We start from the raw sequence: 14,888 nt of genomic DNA on the forward strand, positions 1-14,888 counted from the left end.
AAAGTTCCACACATTATTGACAGTACCATTCCATCGTAAGCGAACCCGTGGTTCCTGGAAAGCCCGTGACTTGTAGCTCAACTTCCTCCCGCGAGTAAAAATCTTGGCTCAACTGCCGATCGGTGTAGGTTCCAGCAGCTAAAGTATCCTGCAAAGCGGGGTAACGCGGCTGCCCCGCTTCTAAGTAATAAACCGACAGGGCGACGGGCCGATTAATTGTACCGGTAATACGAAGAGTCATGTTGCTTGGGTACTTCTCCCGAGCGGCTAATCGGGAGCGAACAGGGGTAGTAAAATTGTCGATGTAGAGCCGCTGATAGGATCGGTCCAACAGGGTCACTTCTCGACAGCTGACCAGCCAGAAGCCTAGGCTGATGAGATAAAGACGGGTAAGGCTAGATCGTTTCATAGGTTGAGTAGGTACCCCTGACCCTGAATCATTGGTTGGGTGTCGAATATACTACAAATTGAACTATGTGTTGTCGCTGCGCTGGTAGTCTTGCGTAAAGCCGTCTGGAAGCGGGCTGTCAGCGGGCGTGTAGGTAAGGGAAGTTGCCAAATTGCTACGAACCTCCATGGTGGATCGATGAGGCTTATTGTCATCTTTTCATTAAACGAAACGAAATTACTACCTGCACACTCAATCTCCTTAGTCGCTCCCTTAAGCGACGATAGTGTATCTAAAGTTCGGGCGTTTAACGAAGCACCAACCAATTAAGATCATTTTGGTAAAACCAGCAAGATCCGGGTTTCCTGATCGATTTAGCTGTCGTTCTTTTGTAATCGTATAACATTACAGAAGATACCCAAATGACTAAAGTAAAAGGTGGATTCAAAAGGCTCGCTTGGTCAAATTTATCCGCTCAATTCTCGGAACAACTGGCACTGGCTGCCGCCCCTTTGGTAGCCGTATTGGTTTTAAAAGAGAATGCCGTCGGAACCGGCCTGCTTCAAACAGCGCAGACACTACCTTTTCTGTTGCTTTCCCTGCCGGCTGGATGGCTAGCTGATCAGTATTCGCATAAAAAGTTGATGGTGGGGGCTGAAGCCATGCGGATGTGTTCTCTTTTGCTGATCATCCTTTTACTTGCCTTATCCGCTATGACGCATTGGTGGCTCGCCATGCTAGGTTTCTTGGGGGTAATCGGGACTGTATGCTATAGTGTAGCGGCTCCAGCTCTGGTACCAACCTTGGTGAGTAAAAGCGAGTTGCCCATAGCCAACCGTTGGCTAGAATTGGCCCGTAGCATTGCTTATGCTGGAGGGCCAGCCATTGGGGGTGCTATTGTCGGTTGGTCCCGGGCACCGATTGCTTATGCACTAGCTGCCCTCTGCTCGATGATAGCAATAAGTCTTTTATCTGGCCTAAGCAGCACTGCTGTTAAACAGAGTTCCGGTTCCTTGCGGGCCAGCCTTAAAGAGGCCGTAGCCTTCTGCTTTACCCACTCATTTCTACGCCCGATAATCGTTACCGGTATGGTATTTAGTGTTTCCTGGTTTATTCTCCAAGCGGTCTTTGTTTTTTGGGCAATTAGCCATCTAGGCATTACGGCCCAGGTGTTGGGGATGGTATTGGCTGGCTATGGAATAGGCATGATTACGGGGGCTATCGGTAGCCCTTTCCTGAGTAAGCATTTACCCTTGGGCTTTCAGATTTTATTGGGACCGACCACGGCGTTCTTAGGGTCAGTACTTATGCTGTTGACGATGTGGTCAACAAAACCCCTATTGCCAGGAGCCGCTTATTTTTTGTTTGGCGCTGGGCCCGTTATCTGGTCGATCACCACGACTTCTCTGCGTCAAGCCGTTACCCCAATCCCTATGCTGGGCCGAGTTTCGGGCGTGATGCTGTTAACGACTTTTGGTTGCCGGCCAGTCGGCGCATTACTCGGTGCAGTAACGGCTAGCCTTTTTAGCGTACAAGCCTGCTTATTGCTTTCTGCTGTTGGTTTCTTACTGCAATTGCTAGTGATCAGGTTTTCTCCAATATTGGCCCTGCATCAATTATCCGATTTGGAGGAAGTAGTCAAGGTTCCCCTGTTTGAAAGTGGAACATAATGGAACCAATCAAAATTTAATTGCTCTGTAATAATTCTTTTGCTGATTCTCACACAACCCTCATTTGTGAAACAGCTTACTTTCGCTAGATGTCAAGCGATTTGTACGCTTTTAACATCGTATATTGGGGTAGTAAAGTAGATGGAGATGCATCACGATCTGGCTAAATTATCCAACCGACAGAAAGAAATCTTACGGTTACTGGCAGACGATCTGTCAGTAGACGCCATTTCTAATCGGCTATCTTTGAGTAACCGTACGATTGGGGGCCATCAGCAATTGATGATAAGCTTATTTGAGCTTAAGGATGAGGCTGGATTAATTAAGTTAGCGAAGTCCGTATACCTTTAGTGTATGCTATTCAATGAGAAGGAGGATAGTAAAAACCATGTCTCCTTTATTCTCAGCAAAGGCTCCATTTTGAGACGACGAAGCGTTCGGACCTTTTCAATCACTACCTGTGTTTGGTGATTGTCAAATTGGTAAAATAAGCATCAGTACCACCACCTACCCATAAGGCAATACCACCTGACGTTTTTTTATTAAGCAATTCACTCACAATGAGCGTGGGTTGACTTTGGTCTGCTACGTAGAGTTTTGCCATTCGACGTTCAACCACAATTTTTAGGTGTATCCATTCATCAGGAATGACATCTACATAGGTTTCGTACTTTTCAGGGAACTTCGCTCTCAGAGTTGGAAAGTGGAAATCAGGTAAAGCGAAGTATTGTACCGTATGGTTTCGTTGTACCTGATTTTCGGCTCGGCCATTGGTCGCTCGTAGATAAATGCAATCAAAGGCGTCATTGTCCTCTGACAAATGAAAGGCCATGCCGGCAAACCCCCTATTGTCCGGATGGGCATCGATAGCTCGGTTAGAGGCCATGTCAAATTCGATGATCCCATCCTCAAAATTAAAGGTAGGTATTTTGACAATCGCCAACTTATTCCCCTCGATTGCCTTCACTTTCAAGGCGTTTTTACCTTTAAATTTCACGTCAGCTATCTCGGTATTGAAGGGCATTAGGTGGTTGGCCGTTACGAGTTTTATTTTTTGACCAAACCCAAGAGAGGTGAATAAACAAATTATAATAGCGGTGTTTAGCGTTTTCATAGTCCAATTGATTGTTGTTTAGATGCCCTGTTCGGGCCTTGGGTAACTTCGTTACTATCTGGCTAGGCACAACAATACGTTATTGGCAAAGATGAGGGAAGCAGTGTGCTTTTACGGGTTCAACTTCGCATCAAGTTTTTTCAAGTTATGTTCAAGTTCATTTTATCCGTTAAATGATTTAATCTGGGTACTCATGGCGACGTTACAACCCTTTGTAACCTATGATTTCCTTCATCGCAAAAACGCTCCCAGTTGAGACGAGAGCGTGTCTATTATACGGGCATTTTGTAAAACGGTATTTAGCCCGAGGTTTGTACTTTGGCAAACATAGCCATACGCTTATAATGACAAAAACTCTCAGCCAGAATGCCCTTTTCTTTCTGGGCCTTGCCCTAGCCATGGGCCTCTTCCAAAGCTTACTCTATTGGATCGTTGGCGCGGATTTGGTGACACAATCCTCATTCGCCAATTACTTTTTGGCGGCTAATCTGACCGCTTTGTTAGGTACAGCAGTTCTACTTCGATTTTACTATATCCAGCAATTCCGGGCAGCTTTTCTTACGGGTTTGTTCGCTTTTTTTACCGCCTTGCTGCGGGTGATGCTGCTCTATTGTATTCTGTTACCGCTTACTAGGGCTCTTCAAGGCTATTATCCCTATGTGTTAGTACTAGATCTGGGTGCCAGCCTCGTAGCAGCGAGCAGCCTGGTGCTTTCTTCCGCAGGAAAAAACGGCTGGCTAAAAGCCGCTGGGGTGTCCAGCTTCCTGGTGGCAAGTTGTGCCTTGGTCCTACTAATCGTCTCGATGCAGGTCTATAGTGGTCGCCCTACGCCAACGCTGGAGAAGTGGCAACTGGGGCTTTCGTTTATGGCCAGTTTACATCCCCTATTTTTCGTCGGCTATTTATGGCAACCTCCGGCTGCCCCGTCACAACCCTGGGATTCCAACCTGTCTTCCTGGCAAACAATCTTGATAGACGCGGCTCGACTTATGGGCATAGCCGCTTTCCTGTTTCTGGGCGTAAGCCTGTTGGGTGAAGGAATCAGGGCCAGCTATCCCCAGCCGGAAGCCATCAAACAGGCCCGGATTTTCGAAGCTCGTACGTTTACCAATCGGCGTGGTGACAAGCTCTCGTATCGCCTGCTCAGGCCAGAAAGCTATGATTCTACCCAGCGCTATCCGCTGTTGGTCAGCCTGCACGGCGGAGCAGGTTACGGAACAGACAACATCCGCCAATTAGCCAGTTGGGAAATTCAGCGACTGACCGAGCCGAGAAATCGGAAAAAATACCCCGCCTTTATCCTGGCTCCTCAGTGTTCCCGTGGCACCAGTTGGGGTGGAATACCGCACCTGGTGCCACGGGATACGATCGTTTTTGACTTACTGAACACCCTGGAAAGGGAGTTTAGCATTGACTCCAATCGGCTTTATGTGGCCGGTCATTCGCTGGGAGGCTATGGCACCTGGTCTTTCATCGGGACTCGCCCGGGGGTGTTTGCTGCTGCCCTCCCCTTCAGTGGAGCCGGTGACCCTAGCTTGGCCAACAACATGGTAGACATCGCCATCTGGGCCTTTCACGGCGAAACAGATCGGAATGTGCCGGTAGAAGGATGCCGAACTGTCATCAAGGCCATTCAACAAGCGGGTGGCCATCCACGTTACACCGAGTTTGCGGGAGTGGGGCACTATCTAAACCCAAGCTTAGACGCTACGCCCGGCCTACTGGATTGGTTGTTTGCTCAAAGACGAGTGATCCAACCGGAGTAGCGTGTTATGAAAAAATAGGGTTCCTGCTTCTCTTACTTCTGATGAACCTGAAGCTAATGGGTGTAGAGTGATGTCGCTTAAAAGGCTCCGCAAAATGAGACAAAGGAAGGCTTTCTAGGCCTATTTCCTGAATGGGTCGATTTTAGTGACTAGGCAATTCCAACGGATTATGGATTTTCTGGGTCCTAGTTGAAACGAAAAAGTCATGAGTTTCAAACCTATACTACCCTTTTTTCTAGTAGCCTTCATGAGCTGCCAAAAAGAAGACGCAAGTGTGCAAACATCTCCTTGCCAGTCACCTTATGTCACACTTAGACGTCAGAATTTTATCCAGGATAGGCCTGCACTCGTTGTGCAAAGAAGTCAAAAAAATGGCGAATTTAGTTTCCAGATAGTTCCTTCTTACAGCACTGGCGTTGATGAGGCAGATCGAACACCTTGGGGAAGCTGTAATTTAGGAACAGCTTTTCAGAAGGATAGCTTAAAGGTCATTGTAAGTGGCTATTTTCTCACCTCGGATCTGTTAGAAACGATGAACATTTCCCCGTTGCCGTTTGAAGTTACTAGCATGCAACTAAGAAATTAGCAGTCTTGCTTAAATCCCTCCTATTTGAGATGAAGTGGGTTTCGAGGTTGAGCATTAATGTGAACGGATTTGGCCGCAACTATTGACGAGGTGGCTATATCCCTAAAAACGACTGACATTCATGTGGCTCAGCCCTCACCAACTGGTTTGATTCGTCAACAATTGAGATGTATTAGCCTCAACTTTTGTTAAATTTGTGAACATCGATCAAGCTATGGCAACGACAAACACGAAATCAAAAGCTAGGAGGCCCCTCAAGGTAAAGCTCCTAAACGCATCGGGTCAAGTGATCGAGGGTCTCATCCCATCTGGCCATCTGTCAGCCGAAGACCCTGGATTGGCTATTGCCAGTGAGTTGGGTAAACACAAACACCTTGATCCCACGCCCATTCCTTGATTACGGTTACTAAGCCTGCCTTGTTGTGTGATACGGGCCTGCTGAGCCGTGTTTTCCTAGCCAAGTCACCCTTCTTGGAAGCCTACCAAACTGCCATTGAGCACTTTCAAGAAGTCATCACCACCGCTGTTTTTATTGAGCTCCAACACTGGTTACTCATCCAACGGGGCCTAGCCCTGCCTATTAGTCGGGCCGAGTATGATCGGCATCGAAAGCGGTTGGACGATTACATCGTTTTAAATAGTGATGGTGTTAGTGAGCAAGCATTAGAAGTGGCCCGTCGATGGCCTGATACCGGAGTAGGGGATGCCTATACGATTGGTACAGCCCTGGTTTTTGACGTGCCGGTTTTTACGCTTAATCCAAAGCATTTCGAGCGGGTGAAGGGGCTTAGTTTATATAAGCCTGCTAATTATCAGGAGCTAGTCCAAAGCACTAGGCGTACTTAAGTAACCTACTGCTACCACTTGATTTGGTGCCCCTTTTCTGCTTGGGTCAAAATCTAAACTCGAAATTGTCGATTTAAACGGGCGTTTAATGAAACCGTATGCTACTGAAATAGGTTTACAAAGAAGAACAAAACTGATTATCAGTCTGATATTGCACATTTCCAAACCGCACTTTTTTATACGGATACCATTTTAGTGGTTGATAGCCCTTCTCGTGATGAGCTAGATCAGGCGTTTTATAGCCTAAAGATGCATGCGGTCGTACCGAATTGTAAGCCGAAATGGCCTGCTCAACGGCCGTTTCGGCCATGCCAAAAGTAGGGAATCCCCAAAGATTGAAATCTTCTTTTAAGGTCCGAAAAACCCGCTCCGCTAACGCATTCTCGTTCGGGTCGCCCGACTCGGTCATACTAATGGTGATCGTCGCTTGGCGCAGTCGATCCACATAGGCGCCCGAACAATACTGAACACCCCGATCCGAATGGTGGATCAGCGTTCGATCCGATGGAACACGCGTTTTTAAGGCCATTTCTAAGGCCGCTACTGGCCCTTTGGCTTCTAGCGTTTTATGGAAGGACCGCTCCGGCGGCCCGGCAACCCACGATTTTACGCGAGTACGCATCCATAATCACCGATAAATAAGCAAAGCCAATCCCCACCCGAATGTAACTCAAGTCACTTACCCAGAGCTGACCAATTCGATCGGGTTTGAGTTCTTTAACTTAGTTAGGATATTTCTCCAAATCATGATCAGAGTCGTTTTTTTTGATTCTTGATCGTTTCTTTTTCAATATCAAACTATTGTCTTTCAATAGATTATGCAGTCTGTCGCGTCCTAGCTTAATTTGATGAGAAGCCAGAAAGGCCTGCATCAATTCATATAGTTTAGTCGTTCCCAAGCCCGCAATCTGCCTACGTAATCGTCTAACTTCAGCCAAGACAATAGCCGACTGAAAGCCCAGTTTTTCCTGACGCCGGGTAGCCGCATACTAGGCTTGTCGTGTCAACCCCGCAGCGGCGGACCGTAAACAACCCACATAACTGCTCCATGCCCACCAGGGGATAGCGACGAGTCAGTTGGTCGATTGTTTGGTGCCAGACTTTTTTAGGATCGGGATTTGAAACTGTTTTTCGGCAATTTGAATGGCCGTTTCAAAGGCTTCAGCTTTGAGTTTAAGCAATTTATTTTCCTCTTCAGTCGCGGCCAGTCGTCGTTCCAGTGCTTTGACGTAGGCATCTTGGTTGTGCTTTTTCATGGATTTATAACAGCGATAGGGATATAAATAAGGGGCTAATCGGTGCTTGAAATACCGCAGCGGCGGACCGTCATCGGTTCAACTGACGTAATTCGGTCAGGGAAATGTGCAGGTATCGTTCAATGTCGGGGGCTTCGGCGATCTCGGCCCGAAAGACTTCAACGACCCTTCGCTTGAAATGAAGCGATTTTCTAGTTTTCTTATTTCGTTGTAATACGCTAATATACATAAGCTTACCGATTTACTGTACACAGAAATCAGTAGCATACGCTTCAAAGATTCGGGTTTAGTATAAACTTTTGCTTTTGAAGCGTTATAAAGGCACCCGACGCTATTTTTGCCCCAACTCTGCCCCTGTGTTTATTCTGCTTCGTTTTGCATTCCTTCTACTGATCGGTTGTACGGCTAATGGCCAAGCCATTCGACAACCTACATTTCTTACCGTTCGGGATAATCTGATGTATATTCCAGTGAAGGTCAATGGACGGGGACCTTATAATTTCCTGCTGAATTCTGGAGTTACTGGAATGGCCCGTATTGATCGTCGTCTGGCTAAAGAGTTGGGTTTGAATATTGTAGGCTTCCAGCAAAACACTACTGGCAATCAGGTAAAGCGGGAATTTTTGGTAGGTGTGAATCAGCTTAGCGCTGGCAACAGTAGCCATTCAGCGCTTCAACTGGCTGTTGATGAGTATAATCCTGTTGTAAAACCGCAGCTAACGGATGGCCTGATTGGTCAGAATTTCTTTGATGGGTATCTAATCACTATCGACGGTCCTAATCACCAATGGCTGGTCACGAAGGACACTTTATCCCGTCAGGCAAAAGGCGTTCTTACATACTCGAAATCATTCGTTATTACGGGTACAGTTGGCTCAAAAGTAATGCCCTTCAATCTGGATGTGAGCTCGAATCAGGCGTTGCTTTTTCCCAAATCTTCGCTGGTGGGCGTTCACTACACCGATACGGCTAATCAGCAGGTAATTACGCAGGGAAACACGAATTTTGTTTTGCAGGAAGCCATCATTCAGGATGAAATTGTGCTGGGCGGATTACGACTAATCAACCAGAAAATTTATTATTCTGACAAGGTTCATCAGATCAGTATCGGGACCGCCTTCTTAAAAGACCATGTTGTTCGCTTTGATCAACGAAAGAAATTGATTCGGATAGACTAACCTTTGAAATTACAGGCCCCGACAGGCTCCGGCTGTCGGAGTCGCGTTAGCGACTAACCATGTATGTAGCTACAACCGACAGCCAGAGCCTGTCGGAGCCTTTTAATTATGAACGTAGCAGATATTGCAAAGCATCGATTTGTCAGTCAGCAGTTTGCTGGTACTGATTTTAAAACGGCCAGCGAATTGGTAAGCTGGTTAGGAGCCGTTCAGGGTCAGGAGTACGCGCAGTCGAAATGGGGACTTGGCCTGCGATTGCCGCACTTGACCGACGCAGAAATCGAACAGGATTTCACCGATGGAACCCTGCTACGTACACATATGTTACGTCCGACCTGGCACGTAGTAGCTGCCCCCGACATCCGGTGGATGCTTCAGCTAACGGCTCCCCGCGTTCACGTAGCAAGTGGCTTCATGTATCGAAAACTCGAACTCGATACGTCGCTTTTCAATCGCTGCAACGATTTGATGATTCGTGAGCTTGAGGGCGGCAAACACCTCACCCGCGATACGTTGAATCAGGCATTTAAACGTAACGGAATTGACATTTCGGGTTTTCGACTAAGCTATGTCATGATGAATGCCGAACTGGAAGGTTTGATTTGCAGTGGCGCTCGGCAGGGCAACCAGTTCACGTATGCACTTCTTGATGAGCGTGTAGCACCAACACCAACATTCACTAAAGAAGAAGCTTTAGCTGAACTAGCCCGGCGCTATTTTACCAGTCGTGGCCCCGCTACGTTAGCGGATTTCGCTACGTGGTCGGGTCTCACGCTGACCGATTGTCGAAAAGGGGTACAGTTTCTTGATACGTTCCTGAAGAAATTCGGCGATTATTATTTCACGGACGTAGCACAGCCGGCAAAACCAGACCTGGATCGTATACATTTATTGCCAGTTTACGACGAGTTTATCATGGGCTACAAAGACCGAAGTGCATCGATGATTTTTCGGAATGGGTTGCCCCAAACCACGATTAGTTTCGACAATCTGATTATGGCAGATGGACAAATTATTGGTGCCTGGAAACGTAACGTTAGCAGTAAAACGATAGAAGTAACACCCAATTTTTTCGAATCCCTGACTGATTCTCAACGTAACGCCCTCACTACGTCCATCCAGCATCTGCAACGGTTTACGGGAAGGCCTGTTACGTGTAGGTCGAGTAGCAGAAACGATTTAGAGCATAAAGAATGAGTCCAAAATGAGCATTTTTGTCATGCTGACGAAGGAAGCATCTCAACGAAATGTATTGGGTGAGAAACCAAACTTCTTTTTAAAAGCAATCGAGAAATTGTTCGGGCTTTTAAAACCGACCAGCCGCGCCACTTCGGCCACTTTCATATACGTATCACTCAGCATTAACTCCTTGGCGCGCTCCATCCGCAGATCGGCAACGTAGCTGAAAATCGTGGTGCCAAATACCTCCTTGAAGCCGCTCATTAGTTTGGTTCGGTTCATGCCGACCAGAATGGTCAATTCTTTCAGTGACGGCGGATTATCCAGATTCTGAGCCAGTTCGTCGCGAATGGTATGAAACTTCTCTAGGTCCTCTCGTTTCAGCAAATCCTGCCGAACAGGTTGCTCATCCTGAAACTGCCCGATTTGCAACGTCAGTAATTCCAATAATTTACCTTCAATGAAAAGTTTCTGCAACTGGCCGGTTAGTTGGCAGTCATACATGGCCATCAATACGTCTTTTTGAGGTTGTGTCAGCGGGAAAGTCCGATTTCCTAGCAATGCTGATTGGCGTTTTTCAATGGCCTTGCCAAAATCTTTTAGCTGGCTAAGGTCATCCTGAAAAAGCGTCCGTAAATAGCTTTCAGAGAATGCGATATCTATGGTGAAACAAGGCATCCTTTCGGCATACTGTAGTTTTCCTCTTAGCGCCGTGTAATATCCTAAGCTGTGGTGTCCTTCTGCAAGTTGGTTAGACGGCCCGTAGCCCGGCGCGGGCAAATAACGGCGTTTCCCACTCAGCACAAAATTCATGTGAATTGTGGGCGTATCGATCCAAATATCGACTGGATAACAATTGTTTGTAGCTAATTTCTGGAATTGAAGCTTGACTTCATCCAGTTGCAAATATTGAACTTTTCCTAGTTGATCACCCAGAATAGTACATTCAGTTTTTTCTTCCAAAGTATTAGGTATAGAGTCATCTGCAGCCCTATATCCTGCTGATAAAGAACTATTTAAAACATTATTTTGCTCTTTATTGTTGCGTAAATCTTTTTCCATAACCCCCTGTTACTTAGAAATTTATAAACCAAACTTAAGGTTAAATACAGATTAAAACTGGACAAAATGCATATAGCATACTCATTTCTGCATATCCAATACTTCTACCGCTCTACCTTTGTAATTGTTTATACTTAGTCTAAATAAGCTTCAAAAGTAATCTAAAATGCCCATTGTGCAACAACGTGTACTTCTATTTTTTGGGGTTTTTCTAGCCTTTTATGTCTTCTCATTTGCTCAGCCTGGAAACAAGTTTTCCATATCTGGCACCATTCAGGCATCATCGGGCGAAACCATTCCGGGTGCAAGCGTGGTCATTGAATCACTCAAAAAATCGACCATAACTGATGAGAAAGGGCGCTTTACGTTAACCGAAATCCCAACTGGTGAACATCAGGTTCAGGTGCGGTCAGTAGGTTTTAAAGAGCAGGTAAAAACGGTCCGGGTTCGTCAGAATACCCGATTCAGCCTTGCTCTCGAACAGGACGATATTCAACTGACAGAAGTGTCGGTTATCGGACGTAGTGACGCGAAGGAAGTAGCCCGGCAGGCATTTAACGTAACGGCGGTTGATGCCAGCAAACTCCATAACTCCACTCTCGATCTATCACACGCCCTCGACCGCGTGTCGGGCGTTCGGGTGCGGGAATCGGGCGGAGTTGGCTCCAACTTCAACTTCTCGCTGAACGGATTCACGGGTCGTCAGGTGAAGTTTTTCATCGACGGAGTGCCAATGGACAATTTCGGTTCGTCGTTCCAGTTGAATAATATTCCCATCAACCTGGCCGAGCGCGTCGATGTCTATAAAGGCGTGGTTCCCATCTGGTTAGGTTCCGATGCACTGGGTGGCGCAGTCAACATCGTAACGGGCAACAAGCAGCGTAATTACCTCGATGCGTCCTACTCTTACGGTTCGTTCAACACCCACCGTAGTGCCGTGAACGCAGGTATCACTACCAAATCGGGTTTTACCGTTCAACTGAACGCGTTTCAGAATTATTCGGATAACAACTATTGGGTAACGGTCGACGTAGCGGATATCAATACGGGCGAATATTTCCGGAATCAGCGCGTTCGGCGGTTTCACGATACGTACCGGAACGAAACGTTGGTCGCTAATGTGGGGGTGGTTGGCAAAAAATACGCTGACAAACTGCTGTTTGGTATAACGCTGGGCCAGAACCGTGCTGAAATCCAGACCGGTGCCCGCATGGTGAGCGTGTTTGGCCAGTGGTATCGGCGGGGAAATATCGTAATGCCCAGTTTCCGGTATCAGAAAGAAAACCTGTTCGTGAAAGGGCTGAACGTGCGGCTGACAGGCAATTTCAACCTGGGTCAGGAGCAGAATGTCGATACTGTTTACCGACGCTACAACTGGTTCCAGCAGTTTAAGGAATACCCCGGAAAAGGCAGCGAACGCGAACGGTCACTGTATAAATTCCGCAACAACAACGGGCTTATAACAGCGAACGCCAGCTACCAGATTTCGGGAAAACAGTCGATTAGCGTCAACAATGTGTTCAATACGTTCAATCGGCAAGGTTTCGACGAGTTGAATCCGGCCAACCAGAACTACGAGCAACCCCGCGTCAATACCAAAAACATACTGGGCGTTGGCTACAAATACGATTACGACGACCGCTGGAATACGTCGCTGTTTGTCAAGCATTTCTCGCAGCATAACAAATACGGCATCACGTATAATCCGAGCGGCAATTTTGGCGACGTAGCGTACATGACGCAGAAAAACAGTTTCTCGCAACTGGGCTATGGCATTGCTACGTCGTATTTCCTGCAGAAGAATCTCCAGCTAAAAGCCTCGTACGAAAAGAGTTACCGGCTTCCCGAAACCGACGAGCTCTACGGCGATCTGCTCAATCTGGAAGGTAACATCAACCTTAAACCCGAAACTAGCTTTAACTATAACGTCGGATTCAGTTACCTCACCAATCTGACCAAACAGCATCGGTTCACCTTTGCAGCCAACGCGCTCTATCGCGACGCGCGTGGGTTTATTCGCCCCCGGCTCAACAACAATCAGACCAAGCAGGTTATGGACAACCTGGCCGACGTAACGAACCTCGGTTTCGACGGCGAAATCCGCTATTCGTTCAAACGGATGCTCACGACGGGTGTAAACCTGACGTACCAGAATCTGCGGAACAACACCCGGTTTGAAGACGGAATAACTGCCCAGAGCCCGCTCTACCGCGACCGGATTCCGAACATGCCGTTTCTGTTTGGGAATGCCGATGCGTCGGTGTTTCTGCGGAACGTAGGCGGGGCAGGTAATACGCTGACGTTCGGCTATAACCTGCTCTACGTACATGCCTATTACCTCTATTGGCCAAGTCTGGGCCAGAGCAAACTGGACATCCCCCAACAACTTGCGCATGATGCCAACGTAGTATACGCCCTGGCGAACGGCAAATACAACATTGGCCTCGAATGTAAAAACCTGCTGGATGCCCGGCTGTACGACAACTTCAGTCTGCAAAAGCCCAGCCGGGGCTTCTACCTCAAACTCAGATACTTCGTTGGTAAATAATCCTTTTCAATTCTCCTACAATCATGTTTAACAAAAACACATACATCCTGACAGCACTGGCCGTTGGCCTGTCGGTCGTTGCCTGTACAAAAGAAGAAACCCTCACGCCCGGCACCGACGGCCAGACTGGCGACGGCTCCAAAGAGCGCTTTGTCATTGCCGCCCTCCCGATTGGGTCAACGGGCGTAGCTGATTACCTGCTGACAGCCGATACGTTGTCCAAAGGAACTGTATCGACCAAAGGATCGGGTATCGAGCAGGACGGTACGTATCGGTACTACATCACGCACAAAAACCGTTTCTTCAGTCTGCTCTATGGGCAGGGTAACCCCGGCGCTGTAACGACCTATACGTTGAACGCTGCCGGAAAACTTGAAAAAGTATCTGATTTCCAAGCAGAAACGGTACAGGTATTTACAACCGTGCAGGACGACATCCTGACCGTTAAAGTGCCACGTAGCGGTAACGAAAGCGCATCGTTCTACCGCATCAACGCCGATCAGTCGAAGGTAGTTGGCGAAGCTCAGGTCAACATTGTGAAACTGGCGGGTAACGGCGAACGGGCGCACTTTACGTGGGCCACGCAGGTTGGCGATAAAGTATTTGCGCCATACATGAGCATTAAAGGCGTATCGCCGGACGTGTTTGGAACCAGCTATCCGGATAGCGCCTGGGTGGCGGTATTGTCGTATCCTGGCCTACAGGTAGAGAAAGTAATTAAAGACAACCGAACCAGCTTTATCGGTCGCTATTTCATCGATGGACTGGCCGTTGATGAGCAGAAAGACATTTACGCCTTCTCGTCGGCTGTAGCGACCAACAGCGGTAAAGCCACTTCGACCAAACCATCGGCTATCACCCGGATCAAAGCCGGTACGACCGAGTTCGACAAGAGCTATTATTTCGACGTAGAGAAAGCATCGGGCGGCTACAACCTGACCACGCAGCTTTACGTTGGGAATGGCAATGTGATTCTGACGATGACCAGCGCATCGGAAAAAGGAGCTTATGCGGTCGGGAAACGCCTGGCCATTGTCAACGTCTACAACCAGACCTTTAAATGGGTTGATGGCTGGCCAGCGGCTACAGAAATCAATACCGTAGCAGCCCGTAGTAATTACACTCCGCTGGATGGCAAAAACGGCTACCTGGGCGTTACGTTGACCGACGGTACCAGCTACATCTACCAAGTCGATGCTACGACGGCCAAAGCTACGCGTGGTCTTAAAATCGATGGTGGGAGCATCCAGGGCATCAACCGCCTGACGTACAAAGCAACGCAGTAAGCCCTTGTC

The 14,888-nt window shown here is 47.7% G+C and carries 16 protein-coding genes; 10 read left to right on the top strand and 6 right to left on the bottom strand.

Annotated elements, in window-relative coordinates; genetic code table 11:
* Positions 1-13 precede the first annotated feature (13 nt).
* The gene (locus IC229_RS24905; RefSeq protein ID WP_190890029.1) at positions 14-409 is read right to left on the bottom strand and encodes a hypothetical protein; all 396 of its coding nucleotides are present in this window, start codon (positions 407-409) and stop codon (positions 14-16) included.
* A gap of 401 nt (positions 410-810) precedes the next feature.
* Here IC229_RS24905 and IC229_RS24910 point away from each other — a divergent pair, with 401 nt between their 5' ends.
* Both IC229_RS24910 and IC229_RS36175 read left to right on the top strand, forming a co-directional pair.
* Positions 811-2,058 (top strand): MFS transporter, encoded by a 1,248-nt coding sequence (locus IC229_RS24910; RefSeq protein ID WP_190890031.1) that lies wholly within the window; start codon positions 811-813, stop codon positions 2,056-2,058.
* Between the two features lie 147 nt (positions 2,059-2,205).
* Positions 2,206-2,409 (top strand): LuxR C-terminal-related transcriptional regulator, encoded by a 204-nt coding sequence (locus tag IC229_RS36175; protein WP_190890033.1) that lies wholly within the window; start codon positions 2,206-2,208, stop codon positions 2,407-2,409.
* Between the two features lie 103 nt (positions 2,410-2,512).
* Here the strand turns inward: IC229_RS36175 and IC229_RS24920 are convergent, their stop codons facing one another.
* The gene (locus IC229_RS24920; RefSeq protein WP_190890035.1) at positions 2,513-3,172 is read right to left on the bottom strand and encodes a hypothetical protein; all 660 of its coding nucleotides are present in this window, start codon (positions 3,170-3,172) and stop codon (positions 2,513-2,515) included.
* A gap of 344 nt (positions 3,173-3,516) precedes the next feature.
* Here IC229_RS24920 and IC229_RS24925 point away from each other — a divergent pair, with 344 nt between their 5' ends.
* From IC229_RS24925 to IC229_RS24940, 4 genes are all read left to right on the top strand, one after another.
* Positions 3,517-4,938: a carboxylesterase family protein gene (locus IC229_RS24925; RefSeq protein WP_190890037.1), complete on the top strand. Its 1,422-nt coding sequence runs from the start codon at positions 3,517-3,519 to the stop codon at positions 4,936-4,938.
* A 205-nt stretch (positions 4,939-5,143) separates the two neighbouring features.
* Positions 5,144-5,524 carry a hypothetical protein gene (locus IC229_RS24930; RefSeq protein ID WP_190890040.1) on the top strand — a complete coding sequence of 127 codons (381 nt, stop codon included), beginning with the start codon at positions 5,144-5,146 and terminating at the stop codon, positions 5,522-5,524.
* 214 nt (positions 5,525-5,738) lie between these two features.
* Positions 5,739-5,921, top strand: coding sequence for a hypothetical protein (locus IC229_RS24935; RefSeq protein WP_190890042.1), 183 nt, complete (start codon positions 5,739-5,741; stop codon positions 5,919-5,921).
* A 23-nt stretch (positions 5,922-5,944) separates the two neighbouring features.
* Positions 5,945-6,370, top strand: coding sequence for a type II toxin-antitoxin system VapC family toxin (locus tag IC229_RS24940; RefSeq protein WP_394355987.1), 426 nt, complete (start codon positions 5,945-5,947; stop codon positions 6,368-6,370).
* Positions 6,371-6,485: 115 nt separating this feature from the next.
* Here the strand turns inward: IC229_RS24940 and IC229_RS24945 are convergent, their stop codons facing one another.
* The 3 genes from IC229_RS24945 to IC229_RS24955 form a co-directional block, all read right to left on the bottom strand.
* The gene (locus tag IC229_RS24945; protein WP_190890046.1) at positions 6,486-6,992 is read right to left on the bottom strand and encodes an integrase core domain-containing protein; all 507 of its coding nucleotides are present in this window, start codon (positions 6,990-6,992) and stop codon (positions 6,486-6,488) included.
* 451 nt (positions 6,993-7,443) lie between these two features.
* Positions 7,444-7,626: a hypothetical protein gene (locus IC229_RS24950; protein WP_190890048.1), complete on the bottom strand. Its 183-nt coding sequence runs from the start codon at positions 7,624-7,626 to the stop codon at positions 7,444-7,446.
* A 70-nt stretch (positions 7,627-7,696) separates the two neighbouring features.
* Entirely contained in the window at positions 7,697-7,855 is a 159-nt protein-coding gene (locus IC229_RS24955; protein WP_190890049.1) for a hypothetical protein, read from the bottom strand.
* Positions 7,856-7,931: 76 nt separating this feature from the next.
* Between IC229_RS24955 and IC229_RS24960 the strand changes: the two genes are divergently transcribed.
* Together IC229_RS24960 and IC229_RS24965 are read left to right on the top strand one after the other, a co-directional pair.
* A complete protein-coding gene (locus tag IC229_RS24960; RefSeq protein ID WP_190890051.1) occupies positions 7,932-8,804 on the top strand; it encodes a retropepsin-like aspartic protease in 873 nt (290 codons plus the stop codon).
* A 108-nt stretch (positions 8,805-8,912) separates the two neighbouring features.
* Positions 8,913-10,001, top strand: a complete 1,089-nt coding sequence (locus IC229_RS24965; protein WP_190890053.1) for a winged helix DNA-binding domain-containing protein — start codon at positions 8,913-8,915, stop codon at positions 9,999-10,001.
* A 42-nt stretch (positions 10,002-10,043) separates the two neighbouring features.
* Here the strand turns inward: IC229_RS24965 and IC229_RS24970 are convergent, their stop codons facing one another.
* The gene (locus tag IC229_RS24970; protein ID WP_190890055.1) at positions 10,044-10,946 is read right to left on the bottom strand and encodes a helix-turn-helix transcriptional regulator; all 903 of its coding nucleotides are present in this window, start codon (positions 10,944-10,946) and stop codon (positions 10,044-10,046) included.
* Positions 10,947-11,211: 265 nt separating this feature from the next.
* Here IC229_RS24970 and IC229_RS24975 point away from each other — a divergent pair, with 265 nt between their 5' ends.
* Together IC229_RS24975 and IC229_RS24980 are read left to right on the top strand one after the other, a co-directional pair.
* The gene (locus IC229_RS24975) at positions 11,212-13,593 is read left to right on the top strand and encodes a TonB-dependent receptor (protein WP_190890057.1); all 2,382 of its coding nucleotides are present in this window, start codon (positions 11,212-11,214) and stop codon (positions 13,591-13,593) included.
* Between the two features lie 23 nt (positions 13,594-13,616).
* Complete coding sequence (locus tag IC229_RS24980; RefSeq protein ID WP_190890059.1) at positions 13,617-14,879, top strand: DUF4374 domain-containing protein; 1,263 nt, start codon at positions 13,617-13,619, stop codon at positions 14,877-14,879.
* The last annotated feature ends 9 nt before the right edge of the window (positions 14,880-14,888 follow it).

The sequence above is a fragment of the Spirosoma profusum genome (assembly GCF_014699005.1).
In the GTDB taxonomy this organism is placed as follows: Bacteria; Bacteroidota; Bacteroidia; order Cytophagales; family Spirosomataceae; genus Spirosoma; species Spirosoma profusum.

Coding starts and splice junctions, on each gene's coding strand:
- IC229_RS24905 (WP_190890029.1), bottom strand. CDS start 409: ATGAAACGATCTAGCCTTACCCGTCTTTATCTCATCAGCCTAGGCTTC.
- IC229_RS24910 (WP_190890031.1), top strand. CDS start 811: ATGACTAAAGTAAAAGGTGGATTCAAAAGGCTCGCTTGGTCAAATTTA.
- IC229_RS36175 (WP_190890033.1), top strand. CDS start 2,206: ATGCATCACGATCTGGCTAAATTATCCAACCGACAGAAAGAAATCTTA.
- IC229_RS24920 (WP_190890035.1), bottom strand. CDS start 3,172: ATGAAAACGCTAAACACCGCTATTATAATTTGTTTATTCACCTCTCTT.
- IC229_RS24925 (WP_190890037.1), top strand. CDS start 3,517: ATGACAAAAACTCTCAGCCAGAATGCCCTTTTCTTTCTGGGCCTTGCC.
- IC229_RS24930 (WP_190890040.1), top strand. CDS start 5,144: ATGAGTTTCAAACCTATACTACCCTTTTTTCTAGTAGCCTTCATGAGC.
- IC229_RS24935 (WP_190890042.1), top strand. CDS start 5,739: ATGGCAACGACAAACACGAAATCAAAAGCTAGGAGGCCCCTCAAGGTA.
- IC229_RS24945 (WP_190890046.1), bottom strand. CDS start 6,992: ATGCGTACTCGCGTAAAATCGTGGGTTGCCGGGCCGCCGGAGCGGTCC.
- IC229_RS24950 (WP_190890048.1), bottom strand. CDS start 7,626: ATGAAAAAGCACAACCAAGATGCCTACGTCAAAGCACTGGAACGACGA.
- IC229_RS24955 (WP_190890049.1), bottom strand. CDS start 7,855: ATGTATATTAGCGTATTACAACGAAATAAGAAAACTAGAAAATCGCTT.
- IC229_RS24965 (WP_190890053.1), top strand. CDS start 8,913: ATGAACGTAGCAGATATTGCAAAGCATCGATTTGTCAGTCAGCAGTTT.
- IC229_RS24975 (WP_190890057.1), top strand. CDS start 11,212: ATGCCCATTGTGCAACAACGTGTACTTCTATTTTTTGGGGTTTTTCTA.
- IC229_RS24980 (WP_190890059.1), top strand. CDS start 13,617: ATGTTTAACAAAAACACATACATCCTGACAGCACTGGCCGTTGGCCTG.